The sequence below is a fragment of the Halobaculum sp. CBA1158 genome (assembly GCF_021431925.1).
Taxonomy (GTDB): domain Archaea; phylum Halobacteriota; class Halobacteria; order Halobacteriales; family Haloferacaceae; genus Halobaculum.
Genome location: NZ_CP090371.1, coordinates 2,285,031 through 2,306,003, shown reverse-complemented (window position 1 = coordinate 2,306,003; position 20,973 = coordinate 2,285,031). Strand labels below are relative to the sequence as shown.

Below are 20,973 nucleotides of genomic sequence, written 5' to 3'. Positions count from 1 at the left end.
GAGCGCTCAAGACTCCCTCGGTCCCGACCGCCCGCGAACGTTCAAACCGGATGGGGGGACCACACCCCCCGTGTACTGAACGTGGTCTCGGCGCGCTCGCGGGTGAGCGACGGCACGCGCCGAGGGACCGGACCGCCGAGCGCCGTCGCCTGTCAGCCATCCGCCCGCCGTTCCTGCCCGGCCGGTCGACCGGCGGCGACGCCGACCGCCGCCGCACTTTCGGTCGAGGACGACGAACCGACCCGCCGTGAGCGACGGCGCACGCGACGAGCACGGCGAGGACCGGGTCCGGGCGCACGTGTTCGTCTCCGGGAGAGTACAGGGCGTCTACTACCGGAACACCACGCGTGAGACCGCCCGAGAGCGTGGGATCGACGGCTGGGTCCGAAACCTCGACGACGGGCGCGTCGAGGTGGCCTTCGAGGGGCCGCGCGAGGCCGTCGAGGGCATGGTCGAGTGGTGCCACACCGGCAGCCCGCGCGCGGTCGTCGAGGACGTGACCGTCGAGTACGGCGATCCCGAGGGACTCGACGGCTTCAGCGTCCGCCGATAGCGACGCGGCCGGCGATCCGTCGGCAGACCGTCGACACCCACACGGACGACCGACGCATTCGTCGAGGGACGCTCAGTCGGTGTGAGCCGGATCGCCTCGACGGTCGTCGTCCCCGAGGAGCGGCACCGACAGCGATAGCTCCGCGTCGACCGGCTGATCCGGATCGTGTCCCTTGAGTCGGTCCCAGACGACGAGCGCCGACGGGAGCACGAGTATCGACGTGACGAACGAGTAGAAGATCGATACTGCGGTGAGGACACCGAACTGTCCGAGGATCGTCAACACCGCGAACACGAGGACGCCGATCCCCGTGGTAGTGGTGAGCATGCTCCCCAGGAGCGCGCCGCCTGTGCCGCGGACGGTCCGCTCCAGCGCGGTGACGAGGTCGCGCTCGCGGCGCTCGTCGACGAAGCGGTGGACGACGTGGACCGAGTAATCGATCCCCAACCCGATCGTCAACGAGAGGATCGTCGCGGTGAAGGCGTTGAACGCGATGCCGGCGAGCCGCATCGTCGCCGCGACGAGCGCGACGGACGCGATGATCGGGATCGTGTTGACGATCCCCATCGACGGGAGCCCCTCCAGCAGTCCGTACATGAGGACCAGGAACACGACCGTCAGCGACAGCGCGACCGCGAGGCTCTGGACCGCGGAGGTGAAGATCAGGTCCGACACCGCCGCGAAGACCACGGTGCTCCCGGTCGCGACGGTCGTCCCGCTGGTGGTCCGATAGCGATCGGCGACGGTGCGGCCGTCGGCCGCGACCGCGGATTGATCGGCGTCCGCCTCCGTCGAGTAGACGACCTGCGTGCTCCGCCGGTCCTCGGCCAGGTACTGCAGCGCCTGATCCCGGGAGGACGACGACAGCAGGTAGTCGTATATCTCGCCGAGGTTGTCGTCGGGGATCCCGTTCGCGTTCCGGTCGTTTCGGTCCACGAGTCGGCGGAACTCGGGGTCGGAGGCCGCGCGTTGTTGGATGACCGTGACGATGCTTTGTTCGTCGGCGTGGCCGCCCTCTGCGACGAACGTGCTCGGCGGATCATCGCCCATTCGATGGATCTCCTCGAGAGTGGTCGGGTCCTCCATGTCGCCCTCGACGTAGATCGTGACCGATCCGCCCTGGCTGGCGGTGAACTTCTCCTCGAGGAAGTTGAGCGTCCCGACGGCGGAGTAGTCGCTCGGTGCGAACGGTTCGGGGAGCTCCTGGAGGTAGTCAGGCGTGTCCTCGGGCGGCAGGAAGTCCTCCTGGGAGAACGACGTGTCGATACCGGCCGCGTAGCTGCCGGAGGCGACGGTGAGGACGACGATCGACGCGAGGAACACCCGCGGCGCGCGCTGGCCGATCCAGACGCCGATCCGGAGCACACCGTCGAGGGAGCCTCCTTCCGCCCCCAACGGAGCCTGCGAGAACGTCGGGATGGGAAGCTGGTCGCGCCGCCGGTCGAGCAGCACCTTCGCCGCCGGGAGGAACACGCCGAACAGGAGGAACGTGAACACGATTCCCGCGGCCGCGACGAGCCCGAACTCGCGGATCGGGGCGAGGTCGGAGGTGAGATTCGCCAGGAACCCGATCACGGTCGTCCCCGTGACGATGAAGAAGGCGACGAGGAGTTGGCGCACCGCCATGTTCATCGCCTCGTCGACGCCGTGGCCGTCGGCTCTGTCCTCGCGGTAGCGGTTCACAGCGTGGATGCCGAAGTCGATACCGACCGCGAGCAACAGCGGCGGGACGGCGATCATCATCTGACTGAACGGGATCCCGGCGAGACCCAGGAACCCGAACGTCCACACGACCGCGAGCAGCAGCGTGAACGACCCGAGCAGCAGGTCGAGGAGGTCGCGGTACGCGACGATCAGGAACCCGGTGATCAGGAGGACCGCAGCCGGCGTCACGATCAGGAGCGAGTCGGTGATCACCGAGGAGAACTCCTCGGAGATGATCCCTGAGCCGAAGACGGTGATGTCCCCGCCGACCGTGTCGACGACCCGTTGGCTCCGCAGTTGGATGTCAGTCAGCGGGCTCGAGCCGCTTTGTCCGGCGGCAGCGCCGCCGCCGCCGGCACCGGGGAGTTCGTGGGTGACGACCCCGATCGCCGCCGACGCCGACGCCGCCTCCGCGTTGAAGTCGTCCGAGACAGAGCCGGTGAAGGCGGGGTCGTCGGCGTTCTCGCGAACCGCCTCGTCGATCTCCGTCGGCGTCGACCGCTCGATGACGCGGATCTGCGCCTCCGTCGTCGTCGCGGACGGGTCGATCGTCCGGGCGATCGTCGCGCCCGGCGAGGAGACCGCCGTCACGCGCAGTCCGTCGGTCTCCTGGAGCCGATTTTGCGCCTCGAGCAGCCGCAACAGGGCGGGCTTCGAGAGCACGTTCCGGTCGCGCTGAACGAGCTGTGTCGATCCGGTGTCGGCCGTGAAGGACGGACCGAACTCGCGCTGGATGTCCGACAGCGCTTCCTCGGCGGGAATACCCGAGGTGAACTGCTCGGTTCCCGCCTCCGTGGACACGTTCGCCAGGCCGCCGGCGAACACCACGGTTAACAGGAGGAACGCGATCACCAGACGACCGGGACGCTCGGTGATCTCCTTCGCGACCGCCTCGACGACCCGTTCGTGGTTCATCTGCTTCGCCGGAAGTACACCGCGCCGACGAGGCCGAGCACGAGGGCCGCCCCGACGCCGATCGCGCCCAGCGGGATCCCGTCGTCCTCGGGGGCCGTCGTCTCGACCGGGACGCGGTAGGTGTCGGAGATGAGCGTGTCGCCGTCGCTCGTCTCGTAGCGGAAGTCGACGCTCGCCGGGTACGTCTTGCCGGCGACGGCACCCCCGGCGACCGAGATGTCGAACACGACCTCGTCCGACTCACCGGGCTCCAATTCGGAGACGAACCCCTCGTCGTCGCCCGACGACAGCGGCGAGTCCAGGAACAGCTTCGCGGACACGTCGCTGACGGGCTCCTCGAGGTTGTTCGTCACCTCGAGCGTGAGGGTGCCGCCGCCGCCGACCTCGAAGCTCGCGTCGACCCCGCTGACGCCGAAGGCGTCGCGCTGTTGGGCAACCGACGCGGGCGCGTCGATCGTATCGCTCGTCCGTCGAGTGTCCTCGTCGTCGCGGTACTGCACACGCAGGGAGAACTGCCTGGGGCCGGCCTCGGCCGCGCTCGACACCTCGATGTCGAACGCGAAGTCGGCCGACTCGCCGGGGGCGAGCGAGCCGACGGCGACCTCGGGTTCGAGCGGCGAGACGTTCGGGTTCGAGGTCTCGAACAGGACGACCGCGTTGTCGATCGGGCGGTCGCCGGTGTTCGTCACAGTCCCGGTGAGTTGCCCCTCCTCGCCGACGCGAAGCGAACTCTCCAGCCCGCTCACGTCGAACGTCTGCTCGGGGAGCGGCGTCACGCCGAACGACAGCGTCCGGGAGGCGACGGGCGTCCCGCCGGGCGTCTCGTACTCGACGGTCGCGTCGACGGCGTACTCGCGCGTCTCGGCCGACGCGGCGACCGTCGCGTCGACCTCGACGGTCCGGGTCTCGTTGGGGGCCCACTCGCCGACGAACCGGCGGGCGCTCGACGACTGGCCGAACGTGAGGTCCGAGTTACCCGACTGGAACGAGACGACCGCGTTTCGAGCGGTCGCCTCACCGACGTTGCGCACCGTCAGCGACACGGGACCCGACCCGTCGATCGGGGCGGCGGACTCGGCGTCCTCGACGGCGAAGCGGGCGCGCTCCTCGACGCGCACGGTCGCGTAGACGGTCGTCGCAAGCACCTCGTCCTCGTCGTCGCGGTCGCGGTACTCGACGGTGATCGGCACCTCGTGGGTGCCGCCGGGGATGTCGGCGGGCACGTCGATGGTCACCGACACAGCCCGCGTCTCGCCGTCGCCCATCCGACCGAGGTCGCGGGTGTTCGACCGCACGTCGATGCCGGCGGTGTCCTCGACGGTGGCGCGAACGTCGAGCGCCGGCTCGACGTCCTCGTCGTACTCGGCGGCGTCGTTCGTGAGTTCGATCGTCAACTCCTGTGTCGCCCCGGGCTCGAGAACCGGCTCCGCGACCTCGGCTTCGAACCGCGGGTCCTCGTCGGCGGCGGCGACGCCGACGAAGCCCGCGCCGACGGCCGAGACGCAGAGCAACGCGGCGAGCAAAACGGAAAGCGATCGGTGTGCCATCTGAGTTGTCTAACCGTTCAGTCAGGGACGCATATAACGAATGCGGAACGTCGGAAAACCGCCGGCGCGTTTGTGGGCCGGTCGATAGATCTCACGTTCGGATACCGGTGTGAGTCGGCGGCGTCAGGCGGTGACCGCGTACCGCTCGTTCAGGTGGTCGACGACGGTCGCGACGGTGGCGGGGTCGTACGTCCAGAAGCCGTAGAAGCGGCGTTCGTCGGGGTCGCCGCGCTCTTCGGCCAGCAGCGCGCACGCGTCGCCGGGATCGCCGCCGCCGTCGAAGACGACGAACCAGGAGGTACGGATCTCCTCGGTGTCCTCGGCGTGAAGCGTGACGCCCTCGATCTCCGGAAGCGCGCCGCCGGGCGCGCAGTACGCGTGGATGTCGAGTTCCTTCGTCGCGAGGTCCTCGTAGACGCCCTTCTGGGCGCGGATCGCCCCCACGCGCTGGAACCCCGCGTGGAGTTCGCCGGAGCCGGCGCGCCACGCGCGGTCCTCCATCTCGCGGGTGGCCGCCATCATCTGCCCCAGGTCGTAGGAGGTGAACGTGGTCTCGTCGAGGTGTTCGAGGATCGGGGCGAACGCGCGCTCCTCGCCGGGCCCGGCCGTGAGGTCACCCTCGACGTGCCGGAGGTCGACCGCCGCGAGCACCTCGTCGCCGTCCTCGTCCGACAGCACCACGTAACCCGAGAGGCCGCTGTCGGTGGTCCCGCGCTCGATCCGGACCGCCTGCGACCTGAAGTACTCCCGAAGGTCGTCGACGACCGCCTCGTTCGGCGGGTCGAACACCGTCAGGCGTTTCTCACGACCCTCGACGGAGTCGATAACTGCCCCGAGTGACATCTGGTCTCAACCGACGTACACTCGGTGCACGTAAAAGCCTTCCACCCCGTGAGATCGGCGATGAAACGGGCGACGGACACGATCGGTCGACTGCGTCGCCGTCGGTGACATCGCTGATCCCGCCGCCGGCGACACGGTCGACCGCACCGCCGGTGACGGTCCCGGCCCACCCCGCCGGTGACGGTCCCGGCCCACCCCGCCGGTGACGGTTCCGGCCCGACGCCACCCGCCGTTCGCTACGGGGGCGTGACCCCGAGTTCCTCCAACGACCGGACGACGATGAGCGCCTCCACCACGTCGCGGCGCTCGGTCATGGGGGCGTCGGCGTTCGCGACCGTCTCCTCGGCGTCCGCGAGCATCCGCCCCTCAAGTTCGGTCTGGTCGGGTTCCTCGCGGGTGTCGTTCAACAGCGCCTCGAAGTCTTCCCTGAGGTCGAACGACGCCCTGGCGACGTTACACCGGGACAGCGGGTTCATCCCGAGGTCGATCACCAGGTCCGCGACCGTCTCCCAGTCTGACTCACAGAAGTGGATCGACACCTCGCCGACGATGTCGCGCCAGGCGATCGGGTCGGCGTGCTTCATCAGTCGGACCGCACGCGGCGGGATGTCCACCCGCCGCGTCGTCTCGGTGGAGCCACACAGACAACACGGCTGCTCTGTCCGCCCCGTGTACATGCGATCGTACCAGGGGTCGGTCGGGGAAACGTCCGTCGCCACCGGCGGTCGCCGGGTCCCGACCCGGATCGACGGCGACGCGACCGCGAGAATCAGTTAACAAATAGCTGATGATAGTAACCGTCTCAGATCCGAATCGGTGACTCCGATCGCCCGTACGGAACGATTTTAGCTGTTTCAGCCGAATTTAGACGCCAGTAACAACTGTGCCACCCGGTTACCCCAATATCAGGAAAATTATAACTTCGGCCGGCGTGTAGGACGACTCGATGCTCGATACGATCCTGCTGCAGTCAGAGTTGTTCGCGACCGCCGGCTCCGCCGAGGTGTTCCTCCTCGCGCGGCTGCTGTTCGGCCTCACGCTGGCGTTCATGGGCCTGAACCACTTCATGCAGACCGACGCGTTGGCGGGCTACTCCGAGGCGAAGGGGCTCCCCGCGCCCCGCGCGGCGACGCTGTTCTCGGGCGGCCTGCTCCTGTTCGGCGGCCTCGGCGTCGCCGCGGGCGCGCTCGTCGCGCTCGCGGCCGGTGGGCTGGCGGTGTTCCTCCTGCTCTCGGCGGTCACCATTCACGACTTCTGGGCGGTGCCCGAGGACCAGCAGCAGGACCAGATGACGCAGTTCCTCAAGAACGTCGTCATGGCCGGCGCGTCGCTGGCGTTCCTCGCGCTCTCGGGCGTGTCGTGGCCGTACGCGCTAGGTTACAGCGTCCTGTAAGCGACGACCGTCACGACTCCCGAGCCGGCGATAGTCGCGTTTTTTGCGGTGTTTCCGCGGTCCTCGTCCTCAGACCCGTCCGCGAGTCGGCGCTCTTTTTGCCGCCGACGCGTCGTCTCCGAGCATGCGAATCGGCTTCCTCGTCAACCCGGTCGCGGGGATGGGCGGCCGCGTCGGGCTGAAGGGCACCGACGGGAAGGTCGCTGAAGCTCGCGCCCGCGGGGCGGAGCCGCGCGCCCCCGACCGGGCACGCCGCGCGCTCGCCGCGCTCGCCGAGCGCGCCCCGGAAGCCGACCTCCTCGCGTGGGGCGACCCGATGGGCGCGAGCCTGGTCCGCGAGGCCGGCTTCGATCCCGAGGTGCTCGGATCGCCCGCCGGCGACGACGGGGGTGCCGATAGCACCGACGACGAGGAGACCGACGCCGACGACACTCGGGCGGCCGTCGCGGCGTTTCGCGAGGCCGACGCGGACCTGGTGGTGTTCGTCGGCGGCGACGGCACGGCCGCGGACGTGGCGGGGTCGCTGGCCGGAAGCGGCGTCCCGATGCTCGGGGTCCCCGCGGGGGTGAAGGTGTACTCGTCGGTGTTCGGGGTCTCACCGGAGGACGCGGCGTACGTCGCCGCGACGTTCGAGCGCACGGAGCGCCGGGAGGTGATGGACATCGACGAGGACGAGTATCGGGAGGGCGAGGTCACCCCCGAACTGCGCGCCGTCGCGCACGTGCCCGTCGCCGAACGGTTGCAGTCGGGGAAACAGACGAGCGCCGGCACCGTCGAGTCGCTCGCGGAGGGTGTCGCCGACGACGTTCGCGCGCGTCCGGAGACGACCTGGGTGCTCGGGCCCGGCTCGACCGTCGGCGAGGTGAAAGCGGCGTTGTGCTTCGAGGGGTCGCCGATCGGCGTCGACGTGTATCGCGACGGCGAGGTGGTGGCCACGGACGTCGCCGAGTCGGAGATCCTCGACGCGCTCGGCGAGGACAACGTCATCGTCGTCACGCCGATCGGCGGCCAAGGGTTCGTGTTCGGCCGCGGCAACCCGCAGCTGTCGCCGGCGGTGATCCGCGAGTGCGACCTGGAGATCGTCGCCTCCCGCGACAAGCTCGACGACCTCCGGGTGCTTCGCGTCGACACCGACGACCCCGAACTGGACGAGGCGCTCCGCGGCTGGGTGAAGGTGCGCGTCGGCCGCTTCGAGCGCCGGATGATGAAGATCGTGTGACCCTCGATATCGGGCCGGGTATTTGAACCGACGGGGTAGTCCTTACATACCAGCGGTAGGGTATAATCACCATGGGGTCAACGTTAAGGTCGTATAGATCCTGCGGTTAGCCATGGAAACGCGGAAGGTCCAGCGGCTGGGCCCCTCGACGCTGGCGATGACGCTGCCGGCCGAGTGGGCGAAGGAACAGCACGTCGAGAAGGGCGACGAGGTGTCGCTGCGGATGGGCGGCAAGGGAACGCTGACCGTGCTGCCCGAGTCCGCGAGTACGGAGGACGCGGAGGCGACGCTGCACGCCGACAACCTTGACGCCGACGCCCTCGAGCGGGCGATCCTCGCGCAGTACGTGCTCGGACGGCGCGTGATCAACATCACGACCGAGGACGGCGCGCTCGGATCGGACCACATCAACGCGGTGTACAAGGCCGAGACGCAGCTCATGGGACTGGGCGTGATCGAGGAGACGCCCGAGAACATCGCCATCCGGTGTTCCGTCGACCCGGAGGACTTCACGCTCGACAACCTCCTCGAGCGCCTGGAGAACACCGGCTCGACGATGCGCGGGGAGGCCGTGAAGGCGCTCGCACACGGCAACGCCGACCTCGCACAGCGCGCGCTCAACCGCGAGCGGCAGGCCAACAAGATCTTCGTCCTCCTCCTGCGACTGATCTTCACGGCCTACCAGAACCCGAACCTCGCGCGCGCGGTCGGGCTGGACTCGGGGTTCCCGCTCATCGGCTACCGGTCGATCGCGAAGAACCTCGAACTCATCGCGGACAACGCCGAGGACATCGCCGAGATCGTGATGGAGGCCGACGGCAACACCCTCGACGTCGACGACTCGACGATGCGTCGCATCCGCGACTTCACCGACCAGGTCGACGACGTCACCGAGATGGCCGTCGAGGCGGCCGTCAAGCGCGATTACGCGCTGACCATCGAGGTGAAGTTCCTGTTTCGGGAGCTGAAGGACCGCGAGGAGGACATCCTCACGGACCTGCCGGAGATGTCGAACGCGCAGTTGCTCCAGGTCCGCGAGGTGCTCGTCAGCCTCCAGGAGACCGCACAGTACGCGATGCGGATCGCGGAGGTGTCCGCGAACCTCGCGCTCAACGAGGAGAACGAGTTCGTGACGATCGAGTAGGACGACACCCGAGCGGGGATCTGCTGACTGGGCCGGGCTCCTCCCGGGCGCGAACGATCGCCCACGTGACGGGTCCGAGGGGCGAGAAACCCGGTTCGAGTGCGCTCCCGTCTCGCCTCGCTTCGTTTCAGGGTCGCTGTTCGGCGATCTCCAGCACGGCGGCGGTGAGGAAGTCGACGCCGATGTCGAGCGACTCCTCCTCCACGTCGAACGTGCTGGTGTGGTGGCCGCCGGGGTGGCTGGTGCCGATGCCGACGTACGTCGCGTAGCCGCCGTTCTCCTGGACCGTCCGCATCATGTACGTCGCGTCCTCGCTGCCGCCCAGTTCGTCGCGCTCGGTCACGGTCGTCACGCCCTCGATATCGCCGGCGATCGCGGCGATCGGTTCGACCAGTTCCTCGTCGCTCGTCGCCGAGGGCGCACGTCCCAGTCGCTCGACGCCCACGTCGACCTCGTGCATCTCGGCGGCCGACCGGATCACGGTCTCGGCCTTCCCGTCCATGTACTCCATCAGGTCGGTGGTTCCGCCGCGCACCTCGCCCTCGATGAAGCACTCCTCGGGGATGATGTTCGTCGCCGTGCCGCCGCCGACGATGCCCGCGTTCACCCGCGTCGGGCCGTCCGCGTGACGGGGGATCGCGTAGAGGTTCTGGATTGCGGCCGCGGCCGCCTGTACGGTGTTGCGGCCCTGCTCGGGGTGACCGCCGGCGTGAGCGGGTTCGCCCTCGAACTCCGCGAGGAAGTGCGAGACGGCGAGGAAGCCGTCGATGCCGCAGATCACCTCGCCGGTCGGGTGGTCGAGGCCGACGTGGGCCGCCAGGAAGTACTCCACGTCCTCGATGAGGTCGGACTCGGCCATCGGCCCGCCGCCGACGATCTGCTCTTCGCCGGGCTGGAAGAACACCTTCAGCGTCCCCTCGAAGTCGGACGCGAGGACCTCGTCGATCAGGCCCAGGCCGAACGTCGCGTGCGCGTCGTGGCCGCAGGCGTGCATGTACCCCTCGTGCTCCGAGCGGAACCCCTCGGCCGCCGGGACGTGCTCACCGTCCTCGGACTCGAGGATCGGGAGCCCGTCGATGTCGACGCGGACGCCGACCACGGGACCGTCCCCGCGCTCCAGTACCGCGACCGCGCCCGTGTATCCTCCCTCGATCGCCTCCAGCACGTCCTCGCGCGCGCCGGCCGCCCGGGCGCGTTCGAACCACTCGTCGAGTTCGTCGTCGTCGGGGACGTTCATCCGCTCGGACCCCAGGATCTCGGGGCCGTAGTGGACCGCGGTGAGGTCGCGCGCCTCCAGTTCGTCGACGATGCGGGCGGTGGTGTAGAACTCACACCACGCGGGCTCGGGGTGGCGGTGGAGGTCTCGACGTACGGCGGTCAGGTCCTCGTGAGCGACGGTTCGGCTCATACCCGAGTGGTCCGCGTCTGCGGTGATAAACCCGGGCCTCGCGGAAGCGTGGACCGACGATCGGGACGGCTGCCGCGACGACGACACCGGCGACAGCGACGGGGATTGCGACACCGGCGGCAGCGACGGGGATTGCGACACCGGCGGCAGCGACGAGGATCGCGACGGCTCCCGCGACAGCGACAGCGACGGTGACACCGACAGCGCCGACACCACCGACAGAACAGCGGAGCGGCGATCTACTCGTCGTCGGGCTGGCGGACCGTGAGCACCGGCTGGTCGGCCGACCGGACGACGCGTTCGGTGACCGAGCCGAGCAGGTAGCGGTCGAGCCCCTGTCGACCGTGCGTCCCCATCACGATCATGTCGATGCCCTCGTCGTCGGCGTACTCCGTGATCGACTGGTAGGCGGTGCCGGAGACGACCGACTCGATCACGGGGAGGTCCTCCGTGTCGGCCGCCTCGGCGATCCGCTTGACCGCGTCTTCCCCCTCCTGCTCTAGGGCGTCGACGACGACCTCGCCGCCGGCCTCCAGCGTCGAGTACGCGGTCGCGTCGACGACGTACAGCGCGTGGACCGTGGCGTCGAATCGGTCGGCGATCGTCACGGCGTGCTCGACGGCGGCGTCGGCGGCGGGACTCCCGTCGGTCGGAACCAGGATCTCGTCGTACATGTCACCTCGTCATACGCGAGCCACGCGAAAAAACCGGCGGCCGACGGGTGCGTCCGCCGGCCGTATACGGGAGTCGAGTCGGACGATCGCGTCCGGTCGTCGGCTCCCGGCTACTCCACGTCTGTTACTCGCGCTCGCGGTTCGCGCGGACGGCGTCCTCGCAGGCGCGAAGCGCGTCGTAGCGGTCGCCCTCCCCGTCGATGGGGACGGTCTCGACGACCTCCCACGCGCCACCGAGGAAGTCCAGGCCCTTCACCCACGCGTCGGTCGCGAGGAGCAACCCCTCCGCCCCGTCGGCGGCGGCGTTGGCCTCGGCGGCCTCGGACGCGGTCTCGCTGTCGACGGCGACGGCGAGCTCGACGGCGTCGGCGCGGTTGAGCGAGGCGATCTCCCCGTCGGTGAGCGGACGACCCGGCAGCGACGCGACCAGCGACATACCCGCGTTCGACGCCGAGCCCGAAAGAGCGTGTCGTCTCGCCCGTGGACACCGGTCCGGTTCGCGCGCGGGCCGCCGTCGCGACGCGGCCGCGGGCGCTGGAAACCCGAAGACATACTACCGCGGCGGAGGCACGGCCGGGTATGTCCGACGGCGACCGAGAGGACCGATCGCGACCGGGGCGTCTCGACGGCTCCCGCGTCGCGGTCGCGGTCGCGGCCGTCGTCGCGCTCGCGCTGCTCGCGCGGGCCGTCTTCCTCGACGCCCGCCCGTTCCACTGGCACGAGGGTCGGGCCGGCTACTGGAGCCTCCGCTACCTCGACACCGGCGTCTACTCCTACCGACCGGCGCTCGGCGGACCGCTCGTCCACCTCGGGACCGCGCGGACGATCGCGGCGCTCGGACGCTCCGACGCCGCCGCTCGGGCGTTCGTCGCGGTCGTGGGCGGGCTCCTCCCCGCGGCGGCGCTGTTGTTCCGCGGCACGCTTCGCGACGACGAGACCGTCGCGCTCGCGGCGCTCTTGGCCGGGTCGCCGCTTCTGATCTACTACTCGCGGTTCCTCCGCGGCGACGTGCCCGCGGCCGCGTTCGGCCTCGTCGCGGTCGGCGGCGTCGTCCGCCACCGCGACACCGGCGCGCGCTGGCCGCTGTACCTCTCGGCGGCCGCCTTCGCGCTCGCGCTCGGCTCGTCGGGGTTCGCCGTCGCGTACCCGGTCGTGTGGCTCGTCGCCGCCGCGTTCGTCTTCGACGAGGCCCGGGTCCGCGGCGTCCCGGCCGCGGCGTTCGCTCGCGCGACCCGGGGACTCGCGTGGCTCCGCGCCACCGCGACGCCGCTGGCGCGCGCGGCGTTCGTTTTTCTCGGCGTCGCACTCCTGCTGTTCGCGCCCCGCGGCGGCGGCGTCGCTCCCGGGCTGTGGGACCCGTCGACGCTCCCGACGGCGGTGTCGTTCGCGGTCTCGGAGGCCCCCGAGCGGTTCGTCTCCCTCCGGTTCGCCCACCGGCTCGACCCGCCGGCCGACGGCGAGTCGTTCATCCCCGCGGTCGTCGGCTACGCCCGGACGCTCGTCGCCACCGCCTGGCCGGCGCTCGGGTTCGGCATCCTCGGCTTCCTCGTAGAGCGGTACCGTTCCGACACCCGCGGCGTCGTCGCCTTCGGCGGCTACGCGGCCGGGTTCGGGCTGCTCGTCTTCCCGGTCGTCGCCCTGCCGGTGGCCCCGTGGTCGGTCGTCCACGTCGTCCCGCTACTGGCGCTCCCCGGCGCTGTGGGGCTGGCTCGGGTCGCCCGCTGGGCCGGCGCGCGTGCGACGCCCGCCGACCCGGCGCTGCTGCTCGCGGTGCTGCTCGTCGCCTCCGCCGGTCTCGTCGGCTACGGCGGCACGGCGGCCGGCGTCTACGCGGCCCCGGAGCCGGGCTCGCCGTACGCGCAGTTCGCCCAACCGTCGGACGACCTCGACCCGATGATTGCGGCCGCCGAGGCGGCCATCGACGACCGCGCCGGCGACGGGGACGGCAGCGACGTGGTGTACGTCGGTCGCGACCTCCACACCGGCCAGGAGTACGCGCTTCCGCCGGTCGAACGCGGCGACCGCGAGGCCTGGGGGGCGCGGCTCCCGCTGCAGTGGTACTTCGAGCGGATGGGCGCGGAGTCGTCGAGCGTCCTCTCGGCGGGCCAACTCGCGGAGGACCCGCCGCCGGTCGTCGTCACGACCCCGGACCAGCGGGTCACGGTCACCACGACGCTCGACGGCTACGAGCAGTACGACCTCCGTCTGGGGCTGTGGGACCGGACGGTCGTCGTGTTCGTCGAGGAGTGAGCGGGACGCTGGGTACTGGCTGTCGGGCGGTCGACGCCGAACGGGGCTCCGGTTCGGCGCACAGCACACGCGACGGATGACCGCACTCGCTCACGGCTGCGCCGTTCGCATCGAGGTCTCCGGTTCGTCGACCTCGCACTCGCTGACCGTCGCGTGGCGGCACTCCGGTCACGACGGGGCTGGTCCCGGTATCGGATAAAAGGGTTCGCGGGGTATCGTCGGTTCTCGCCGTCCGTCAGCGGAAGCCCATGGCTTCGATCTGTTCTTGATACCGGTTTCGGATGGTGACTTCGGTGACTTGGGCGACGTCGGCGACTTCGCGTTGAGTCTTCTTCTCGTTGCACAGCAGGGAGGCCGCGTAGATGGCGGCGGCCGCAAAGCCCGTGGGTGACTTGCCCGAGAGCAGTCCCTGCTCGGCGGACACGTCGATGATCTCCGTCGCCTTGGCCTGGGTCTCCTCGCTGAGGCCGAGCGCGGATGCGAAGCGGGGAACGAACTGCTTGGGGTCGACGGGCTTCAACTCCAGGCCGAGTTCCTGGGAGATGTAGCGGTAGGTCCGACCGATCTCCTTCTGCTCGACTCGCGACACCTCCGCGACCTCGTCGAGCGACCGGGGGATGCCCTCCTGGCGGCAGGCGGCGTACAGCGCCGCGGTTGCGACGCCCTCGATGGAGCGCCCGCGGATGAGGTCCTCTTTGAGCGCACGCCGATAAATCACGGAGGCGACCTCCCGGACCGACCGCGGAACCCCGAGGGCGCTCGCCATGCGGTCGATCTCCGAGAGGGCGAACTGGAGGTTGCGCTCGCCGGCGTCTTTGGTGCGGATGCGCTCCTGCCACTTGCGGAGGCGGTGCATCTGCGAGCGCTTCTCCGAGGAGAGCGACCGACCGTAAGCGTCCTTGTCCTTCCAGTCGATGGTGGTGGTGAGACCCTTGTCGTGCATGGTCTCGGTGACTGGGGCCCCAACGCGGGACTTCGACTGACGCTCGGAGTGGTTGAACGCCCGCCACTCCGGTCCCCGATCGATCTGGCGCTCGTCCAGCACGAGCCCGCAGTCGTCACAGACCAACTCCCCCTGGTCGGCGTCCATGACGACGTCGTCGCTGGAACACTCCGGGCACGTGAGCGTCTCGTCCGACTGGGTCTCCGACTCGTCGCTCTCCCGCTGTCGCTGTCGGCTCGGACCTTCCATTGATAAGTCTTGTGTCGCCGCTCGTATTTAACTATTGGGGCGGCTCGACCAGGAGCATCTGCGAGCGACATCGGTCGAGTCACCGGTTTTTGGAAGATTCGGGGGTCTCAACCGGATCGATAGGTATGTGATGCCCGAATCGCCGGCGTCAGACGCGCCCGCGCCACTCCCGGCGTCGGCGACCGACGGCCGTCGATCGCCCGTGGAGATCGCTGCGGAATAACTACTAATTATTCACAAACGCTTTTGTATTACCGTCTCTAGGAGACAGCCATGAGCACACACGCGGCATCACACGTCCAGCGGGCGGTCGCCAGCGCCGAGTCGGTCGACGCGGAGCCGGTGATCGTCGAGGCGGCAGCGCTGGAGTCGACGGCCCCCGGCGACCTCCGGAACCTCCGTGCGGCCCTCGCCGACGAGGGGTACGTCCCGGCCGGTCTGCGGGTCGAGGCGGACTTCGGGACGGACTGTTCGATCGAGACCCAGCGCGAGGCCGACCGTCTGCGCTCGCTGCTGCGGGCGGCATCGCACCTCGGTGCCGGCGAGCTCGTCGTCGATCCCGGCGACGTGGCCGCTCCCGGCAAGGTCGCTCCGGCGCTCGACGCGCTCGACGAGCGGGCCGACCGCGAGGGCGTCTCGCTGACGGTCACCGGCGGGGGGATCACCGCGGCGACTGACAGCGCCGCCGGCACCGTCGTCGCCGACACCGCCGACCGCGTCGGCGACGACTGAGCCGGTGAACACCCGTCGCGCGCTGGAGGGCGAGTTGGCGGTCGTCGCCGGCTTCGCCGATCCCACCGCCGCCCTCGAACAGTACCCCACGCCCGCCGACGTGGCGGCCCACGTCGTCCACCTCGCGGACCTCCGTGGCGACCTCGACGGTCGCACCGTCGTCGACCTGGGGGCCGGAACCGGCATGTTCGCGCTCGGTGCCGCCCTCCGGGGGGCCGACCGCGTCGTCGGCGTGGAACTCGACGCCGGCGCGCTGGCGGTCGCCCGCGACAACGAACGTCGAGTCGGCGCGCGCACCGCCGTCCATTGGGTCAACGCCGACGCGACTCGGCCGCCCCTGACGCGCGATCGACTCGTCGCCGTCGGCGACGGGGAACGCGGCGGTGACGGAGGCGACAGCGACGCCGGAGGCGACACCGACACCGGAGGCGACGGGGCGGTCACGGCGATCATGAACCCCCCGTTCGGCGCACAGACGGGCAACGAGCATGCGGACCGCGCGTTTCTCGCGACGGTCGCGGACCTCGCGGACGTGTCTTACTCGGTGCACAACGCAGGTAGCCGGGAGTTCGTCGAGTCGTTCGCCGCCGACGAGGGCGGCGCGGTGACCGACGCCTTCGCGGCGACGCTCACGCTCGACCGGACGTACGGCCATCAGACGAACGAGTCGGCCGACGTGGACGCCGAGGTGTTCCGGATCGAGTGGAGCCGCGCGAGCGACGACTGACGACTCGCGGTCGCCCGGATCTCAGTTCTCGCCGCCGTAGCGTTCCCGCGTCGCCACCCGAACGCGCGTCGGCGCGGTGACGTTCCCCGCGGCCGGGTCGCCGGTCACCTCGCCGGCGAGCGCGACCACCGCGCGGCCCTCGCGGACGAACGTCAGGCCGTTGGCCGTGACGGTCTCGTTCTCCCCGGGGATCGGAGCCCGGACGGTGTCGTTGTCGCCGGCGACGACGAGTTCGAAGCCGGAGCCCGTGGGGGCGACTGAGACGTTACGGCCGTCGATCCGCGGGCCCGCCGTCGAGGCGTTCGACAGGTACGCCAGCGTCGTCTCCCCGTCGTGCGAGAGCGTCACCCGGTAGGCGGGCCCGTCGCCGCCGACGGTCGTCCACCCGCGTCGGGTGACGGTGACGACCTCCCGCCAGCCGAGGCCGCCGACGACGACGCGCTGTCGCCCGGCGAACGCCAGCCGCCCCTTCGAGACGGCCGTCGCCCACACGCCCCGGTCGGGGTTGCGAACGAGCACTCCGGAGGTGGTGACGCTCGTCGTCTCGCCGAACGCCTCCACGTCGACGACCGACACCATCCCGTTCTCGACGCCCTCGGCGTAGGTGACCGTGTACCCGCGGACCTCGACGGGATCGCCGGGGAGGGGGTCGTCGTCGACGGCCGCGAGGTTCACGACCACGGCGGGCCCCGACAGCGCCGCGAGCACGACCAGCAGGGCCGCGACCGACCCCCGACGGGGGGTGAGGTCCCGGAGCGCCTCCCGGACGGTGTCGGCGGGAGGCGCGTCGCGGTCGACCGCCAGCGCGGCCACGAGCACCGCCGCGACCGCGACGAGCGCGAGGCCGACCCCCCGATAGAGCACGTACGTCTCGCCGCCGCGGTACCAGTACACCGCCCACAGCGACTGCTCGACGGCGACCAACAGCGCCCCCAGCGCCAGCCGTCGCGGTCGCGGGAGGTCGTCGCCGCGGGCGGCCGCCAGCCACGCCGCCGCGAGCACGCCCACGAGCAGGCCCAGCGCGTGCCCCTGGATGGCGATGTCGGCCCACCACGGGGTGATGTACGCCGGACGCCCGCTTGCCTCGACCACCGGCGAGGCGAGCGCCCGGTACGCCGTCGATATCAGCCCCGACGCCGACAGCGCGACGACGGTGCCGAGCGGGCGGTACACCAGCGCCGCGCCGACGAACGCGAACACGACCCCGGAGAAGCCGATGACGGGCCCGAGCGCGAACGCGCCCGAGGCGAGACCGACGGCGACCGTCGCGGCCGGGAACAGCACGAACGCGCGGACGTAGGGATTGTCGCGGGCCGACCCGAACGAGGACGACCCGCGCTCGCGGGGGAAGTGGCCGACGGCGTACTCGACGAGCGGCGCGACCGCGAGCGTGCCGAACAAGTTGCCGAGGAGGTGCCCCGGTCCCGCGTGGGCGAACCCCGAGACGGCGACGCCCAGCGGCGCGAGGTACGACCACGCGCGAAACGGCGTCACGACCGGACTGTACCAGTTCGTCCACCCGCCCTGGACGAACAGGTACACAGCGAGCACGAGTCCCGTGACGGTCAGGGTCCCCCACGGGACGCCGAGGACGAACCGTCGCCGGAGGACCGCGACGCGCTCGCCACCGGCGAGTCGATCGAGCGCGACCGTGACCGCGACGGCGAGGACCGCGGCGACGACGACCGCCGCACGCGAGGCGGTCACGAGGTCGGGGATCACACAGGGGGTCGGACCCCGCCGCACTTCACCGTGCCGCTCCGGGGAGCCGCCGTCGGCGGTCGCCGGTGGTTGCCGAGCACTCCCCCGTCACGCCGGCGGATCGGGGCTCAGAGCGTCCGGAGTTCGGTCTGCGGCGGCACCACCCACTCGGTGCCCGTCCCGGTGACCCGGACCATCTCCTCCTGCCCGACGTACCCCCACTCGGTGGCGACGCCCAACTCCATCGTGTACACTTCCCCCGACCGGACCTCGTGGCGCGGTGCCTCGCCGTAGCGCTCCCACTCCGGGCCGAGCAAGGTGCCTCCGTCGTGGGCGGCCCGGCCGACCTGGTGGCCGAAGGCGTGTTCGAACGCCGGCCACCCCTGCGAGGTGAGTTCCTCGCGGGCGGCGGCGTCGACCTCGTGGCCGACGCCCCCGGCCTCGAGCGCGTCGTGGCCGGCGTCGATGGCCGCGCGCACGTCCCGAAACGCCTCTCGGAGGCCGTCGCTCGCCTCCCCGCGGACCCACAGCCGCTGGATGTCCGACGCGTAGCCGTCGCGTCGGACGCCGAAATCGACGTGCAGCAGTTCCCCCTCGTCGACGGTGTGATCGGCGGGGAGGGTGTGGCCGACCTCGCGGTCGCCCATGTGGACGGTCGGGCAGTAGTCCCACGCCCACGCCGAGTCGAGGCCGCGCTCGACCATCCGCTCGTGGAGGAAGTCGACGAACTCGCGTTCGGTCGTCGCCGGCGTCCACGTCGCCGTCGCGGTCTGGAGCAACTCCTCGGTCTCGGCGGCGGCCGCGCGGATCCGATCGTACTCGGTCTCGGATTTCACTCCGCGCAGGCGACGGATCAGGGCGCTCGCCGACACGAACTCGCGGTCCGGGAGGTACTCGCGAAGCTGGAGGAACAGCCCGTGTGAGAGCCCGTCGGCGACGACATCGTCGCGGTCGAAGTTGAGCGCGACGCGCTCGGCGTCCATCTCGTCGAGCACCTCCCGCAGCGGCTCGGCGATCGACTCGTCGTACGCGCGCACCTCGTGAATCCCGAGGTCGCGGGCCGTCGGCGCGTCGTGGCGACCGAGCACGACCGCCGACGACTCGGGGCCGACGACGACCGCCGTCGGCCACACCACGTCGAACCCGAGCAGGTACGGGAAACACGGCTCCGGGCTCACGTCCGTCTCGCGGCCGATCGACAGCCACGCGTCCGCGTCGTCGCTGGCGGCGACCGCCTCCCGCGCCGCCGCGACCTTCTCTTCGATGACCGCCGCGTCGACTCCCTCGACCTCGCCTGCGTCGCTCATGGGGACAGGTCGCGGGCGGCGGTGTTAGTCGTTCGGCAGGCGGCGAGCGGAGGCCGGGGAGATCACTCGTCCCGTTCGCTCGCGGTCGCTTCGCTCGCTCCGGTCACGTCTCACGCTCCAGTTCGTCCATGATCGGCCGCACCTTCGGCTGGAGCTCGTCCCACTCGTCGGCGGGGTCGGAGTCGCCGACGATTCCGTTTCCGGCGAACAGCGTCGCCTCGCGGCCGCCGGCGACGCCCGAGCGGATGCCGACCGCGAACTCGCCGTCGCCGGCGGCGTCGAACCAGCCGACGGGGGAGGCGTACCACCCGCGGTCCCACGTCTCCGTCTCGCGGATGGTCTCCAGCGCCAGATCCAGCGGGAGGCCGCCGACCGCGGGCGTCGGGTGGAGCGCCTCCACGAGTTCGAGGACGTGCGTGTCGTCGTCGAGGACGGCGGTGATCGGCGTCTCGAGGTGCTGGATGTTGGTCAGCTTGCGGACGCCCTGTTCGCCCTCGCCGACGGTGCCGAACGCGTCCAACTGCTCGCAGATGGTGTCGACGACGAGCCGCTGTTCGTGCTGGAGCTTCTCGGACTCCAGCAGCGAGCGGGCGTGCTCTGCGTCCGCTTCCGGGGTGTCGCCGCGGGGCACCGACCCCGCGAGCGCCTCCGTCTCGACGACCTCGCCCTCGCGGCGGACGAGCCGCTCGGGCGGCGGCCCGAAGAACCCGTTGCCGTCGGTCGGCTGGACGAGAAAGCGGTAGCACTCGGGGTAGGTGCGCCGCAGCCGACCCAGCGTGTCGGGAATGTCGACGTCGTCGGTGAGGTCGACCCGAAGCGCCGTCGCCAACACCACCTTCCGGAGGTCGCCCTCGCGGATGCGGTCGATCACGCTCGCGACCTGGGCCGTCCAGGCGTCGCGGTCGACGAGCCACTCGGTGTCGACGACGCCCGGTTTCTCGCCATGCGGGCGCATCATCGGGAGGTCCTCGAGGCGCTCGCGGGCGGTCGCGAGCGCCAACTCGGCGTCGTCGGCGTCTGCGTCGGGGCCGTGGCGCGTGACCGTGAGGTGGGTGGCGTCGTCCGCGCGAGTGAGCTGGATCGCCGGGAGGGTGAACGACGCGGCGGGAAAGCCAGCCCAGACGCCGTCGGCGTCGTGATCGGAGCCGAACGAGAGCCCGCCGAACACGCGCGGTCGCGTCGCCGCGGGGCCCTCGTGATCGACCGTCGCGAACAGCGTCTCGGCGTCCTCGCGGAGCGTCTCGAAGCGGTCGGGGCCGTCGGCGACCAGCCGCGCGGCCGCGCCGCCGCCGGCGACTTCCAGTCCGTCCGGGGCGGCCCAATGGACCCGGTGGCGGTCGCCCGCGGCGAGGAAGGAGCCGAACGACACGTCCGACACCTCACAGCTGCGACTCACCAGCGCCGCGTCCGCGTCGGGGGCGAGCGCGGCCCCGGCCTCGCCGTCCGGCGGATTCATTAGTCCCGATTGGGGCGGGTCGTTCTTTACGCCGTTGGTTCCGGGTCTCGTCGGTAGTTGAGCGGGCGACGATGCGGGGTCGGTTCGGCTCGCCGTTCACGAGACCGCAGGTCTCGTGAGCGCACAAATCGCGGAGCGATTTGTGAACGCCGTCATCCGAGGCGGTCGGTCGCTTCGCTCTCTCCCGCCTCGCTGTTTTCGTGGGCGA

Annotated in this window: 18 protein-coding genes; 7 read left to right on the top strand and 11 right to left on the bottom strand. The window is 70.7% G+C overall.

Annotation, left to right across the window (positions count from 1 at the left end; translation table 11 throughout):
- The first annotated feature begins 247 nt into the window (after positions 1-247).
- Positions 248-553: an acylphosphatase gene (locus Hbl1158_RS12085; protein WP_234297507.1), complete on the top strand. Its 306-nt coding sequence runs from the start codon at positions 248-250 to the stop codon at positions 551-553.
- Positions 554-625: 72 nt separating this feature from the next.
- Here Hbl1158_RS12085 and Hbl1158_RS12080 read toward each other — a convergent pair whose 3' ends face one another.
- From Hbl1158_RS12080 to Hbl1158_RS12065, 4 genes are all read right to left on the bottom strand, one after another.
- Positions 626-3,172, bottom strand: coding sequence for an MMPL family transporter (locus Hbl1158_RS12080; protein WP_234297505.1), 2,547 nt, complete (start codon positions 3,170-3,172; stop codon positions 626-628).
- Entirely contained in the window at positions 3,169-4,719 is a 1,551-nt protein-coding gene (locus Hbl1158_RS12075) for a COG1361 S-layer family protein (RefSeq protein ID WP_234297504.1), read from the bottom strand. Before Hbl1158_RS12075 ends, Hbl1158_RS12080 begins: the two co-directional genes overlap by 4 nt.
- A 123-nt stretch (positions 4,720-4,842) precedes the next feature.
- Positions 4,843-5,562 (bottom strand): DICT sensory domain-containing protein, encoded by a 720-nt coding sequence (locus Hbl1158_RS12070; RefSeq protein ID WP_234297503.1) that lies wholly within the window; start codon positions 5,560-5,562, stop codon positions 4,843-4,845.
- A gap of 236 nt (positions 5,563-5,798) precedes the next feature.
- Positions 5,799-6,239: a hypothetical protein gene (locus Hbl1158_RS12065; protein WP_234297502.1), complete on the bottom strand. Its 441-nt coding sequence runs from the start codon at positions 6,237-6,239 to the stop codon at positions 5,799-5,801.
- A gap of 269 nt (positions 6,240-6,508) precedes the next feature.
- Here Hbl1158_RS12065 and Hbl1158_RS12060 point away from each other — a divergent pair, with 269 nt between their 5' ends.
- From Hbl1158_RS12060 to Hbl1158_RS12050, 3 genes are all read left to right on the top strand, one after another.
- Positions 6,509-6,955, top strand: a complete 447-nt coding sequence (locus Hbl1158_RS12060) for a DoxX family membrane protein (RefSeq protein WP_234297501.1) — start codon at positions 6,509-6,511, stop codon at positions 6,953-6,955.
- 124 nt (positions 6,956-7,079) lie between these two features.
- The gene (locus tag Hbl1158_RS12055) at positions 7,080-8,174 is read left to right on the top strand and encodes an ATP-NAD kinase family protein (protein ID WP_234297500.1); all 1,095 of its coding nucleotides are present in this window, start codon (positions 7,080-7,082) and stop codon (positions 8,172-8,174) included.
- Positions 8,175-8,286: 112 nt separating this feature from the next.
- Entirely contained in the window at positions 8,287-9,318 is a 1,032-nt protein-coding gene (locus Hbl1158_RS12050) for a phosphate uptake regulator PhoU (RefSeq protein ID WP_234297499.1), read from the top strand.
- 127 nt (positions 9,319-9,445) lie between these two features.
- On the opposite strand, the gene Hbl1158_RS12045 is transcribed toward Hbl1158_RS12050, so the two are convergent.
- From Hbl1158_RS12045 to Hbl1158_RS12035, 3 genes are all read right to left on the bottom strand, one after another.
- On the bottom strand, positions 9,446-10,726 hold the full coding sequence (locus Hbl1158_RS12045; protein ID WP_234297498.1) for an amidohydrolase: 1,281 nt from the start codon (positions 10,724-10,726) through the stop codon (positions 9,446-9,448).
- Between the two features lie 239 nt (positions 10,727-10,965).
- Positions 10,966-11,400, bottom strand: a complete 435-nt coding sequence (locus Hbl1158_RS12040) for a universal stress protein (protein ID WP_234297497.1) — start codon at positions 11,398-11,400, stop codon at positions 10,966-10,968.
- A gap of 124 nt (positions 11,401-11,524) precedes the next feature.
- On the bottom strand, positions 11,525-11,836 hold the full coding sequence (locus tag Hbl1158_RS12035; RefSeq protein ID WP_234297496.1) for a hypothetical protein: 312 nt from the start codon (positions 11,834-11,836) through the stop codon (positions 11,525-11,527).
- Between the two features lie 143 nt (positions 11,837-11,979).
- On the opposite strand from Hbl1158_RS12035, the gene Hbl1158_RS12030 reads away from it, so the two are divergent.
- On the top strand, positions 11,980-13,650 hold the full coding sequence (locus Hbl1158_RS12030; protein ID WP_234297495.1) for a flippase activity-associated protein Agl23: 1,671 nt from the start codon (positions 11,980-11,982) through the stop codon (positions 13,648-13,650).
- 235 nt (positions 13,651-13,885) lie between these two features.
- Here Hbl1158_RS12030 and Hbl1158_RS12025 read toward each other — a convergent pair whose 3' ends face one another.
- Complete coding sequence (locus Hbl1158_RS12025) at positions 13,886-14,842, bottom strand: transcription initiation factor IIB (RefSeq protein ID WP_234297493.1); 957 nt, start codon at positions 14,840-14,842, stop codon at positions 13,886-13,888.
- 273 nt (positions 14,843-15,115) lie between these two features.
- On the opposite strand from Hbl1158_RS12025, the gene Hbl1158_RS12020 reads away from it, so the two are divergent.
- Both Hbl1158_RS12020 and Hbl1158_RS12015 read left to right on the top strand, forming a co-directional pair.
- On the top strand, positions 15,116-15,574 hold the full coding sequence (locus tag Hbl1158_RS12020; RefSeq protein WP_234297492.1) for a hypothetical protein: 459 nt from the start codon (positions 15,116-15,118) through the stop codon (positions 15,572-15,574).
- A gap of 4 nt (positions 15,575-15,578) precedes the next feature.
- Positions 15,579-16,301, top strand: a complete 723-nt coding sequence (locus Hbl1158_RS12015) for an METTL5 family protein (protein WP_234297491.1) — start codon at positions 15,579-15,581, stop codon at positions 16,299-16,301.
- Positions 16,302-16,322: 21 nt separating this feature from the next.
- Here the strand turns inward: Hbl1158_RS12015 and Hbl1158_RS12010 are convergent, their stop codons facing one another.
- The 3 genes from Hbl1158_RS12010 to Hbl1158_RS12000 all read right to left on the bottom strand — a co-directional run bounded on the left by Hbl1158_RS12010 (position 16,323) and on the right by Hbl1158_RS12000 (position 20,765).
- Positions 16,323-18,023: a rhomboid family intramembrane serine protease gene (locus Hbl1158_RS12010; protein WP_234297490.1), complete on the bottom strand. Its 1,701-nt coding sequence runs from the start codon at positions 18,021-18,023 to the stop codon at positions 16,323-16,325.
- Positions 18,024-18,130: 107 nt separating this feature from the next.
- Positions 18,131-19,309 (bottom strand): M24 family metallopeptidase, encoded by a 1,179-nt coding sequence (locus Hbl1158_RS12005; protein WP_234297489.1) that lies wholly within the window; start codon positions 19,307-19,309, stop codon positions 18,131-18,133.
- Positions 19,310-19,412: 103 nt separating this feature from the next.
- Positions 19,413-20,765 carry an isochorismate synthase gene (locus Hbl1158_RS12000; protein ID WP_234297488.1) on the bottom strand — a complete coding sequence of 451 codons (1,353 nt, stop codon included), beginning with the start codon at positions 20,763-20,765 and terminating at the stop codon, positions 19,413-19,415.
- Between the last annotated feature and the right edge of the window lie 208 nt (positions 20,766-20,973).

Excerpts from the sequence above, each read along its gene's own strand:
- Hbl1158_RS12080 (WP_234297505.1), bottom strand. The coding sequence starts at position 3,172 with ATGAACCACGAACGGGTCGTCGAGGCGGTCGCGAAGGAGATCACCGAG.
- Hbl1158_RS12075 (WP_234297504.1), bottom strand. The coding sequence starts at position 4,719 with ATGGCACACCGATCGCTTTCCGTTTTGCTCGCCGCGTTGCTCTGCGTC.
- Hbl1158_RS12070 (WP_234297503.1), bottom strand. The coding sequence starts at position 5,562 with ATGTCACTCGGGGCAGTTATCGACTCCGTCGAGGGTCGTGAGAAACGC.
- Hbl1158_RS12065 (WP_234297502.1), bottom strand. The coding sequence starts at position 6,239 with ATGTACACGGGGCGGACAGAGCAGCCGTGTTGTCTGTGTGGCTCCACC.
- Hbl1158_RS12060 (WP_234297501.1), top strand. The coding sequence starts at position 6,509 with ATGCTCGATACGATCCTGCTGCAGTCAGAGTTGTTCGCGACCGCCGGC.
- Hbl1158_RS12055 (WP_234297500.1), top strand. The coding sequence starts at position 7,080 with ATGCGAATCGGCTTCCTCGTCAACCCGGTCGCGGGGATGGGCGGCCGC.
- Hbl1158_RS12050 (WP_234297499.1), top strand. The coding sequence starts at position 8,287 with ATGGAAACGCGGAAGGTCCAGCGGCTGGGCCCCTCGACGCTGGCGATG.
- Hbl1158_RS12045 (WP_234297498.1), bottom strand. The coding sequence starts at position 10,726 with ATGAGCCGAACCGTCGCTCACGAGGACCTGACCGCCGTACGTCGAGAC.
- Hbl1158_RS12040 (WP_234297497.1), bottom strand. The coding sequence starts at position 11,400 with ATGTACGACGAGATCCTGGTTCCGACCGACGGGAGTCCCGCCGCCGAC.
- Hbl1158_RS12035 (WP_234297496.1), bottom strand. The coding sequence starts at position 11,836 with ATGTCGCTGGTCGCGTCGCTGCCGGGTCGTCCGCTCACCGACGGGGAG.
- Hbl1158_RS12030 (WP_234297495.1), top strand. The coding sequence starts at position 11,980 with ATGTCCGACGGCGACCGAGAGGACCGATCGCGACCGGGGCGTCTCGAC.
- Hbl1158_RS12025 (WP_234297493.1), bottom strand. The coding sequence starts at position 14,842 with ATGGAAGGTCCGAGCCGACAGCGACAGCGGGAGAGCGACGAGTCGGAG.
- Hbl1158_RS12020 (WP_234297492.1), top strand. The coding sequence starts at position 15,116 with ATGAGCACACACGCGGCATCACACGTCCAGCGGGCGGTCGCCAGCGCC.
- Hbl1158_RS12005 (WP_234297489.1), bottom strand. The coding sequence starts at position 19,309 with ATGAGCGACGCAGGCGAGGTCGAGGGAGTCGACGCGGCGGTCATCGAA.
- Hbl1158_RS12000 (WP_234297488.1), bottom strand. The coding sequence starts at position 20,765 with ATGAATCCGCCGGACGGCGAGGCCGGGGCCGCGCTCGCCCCCGACGCG.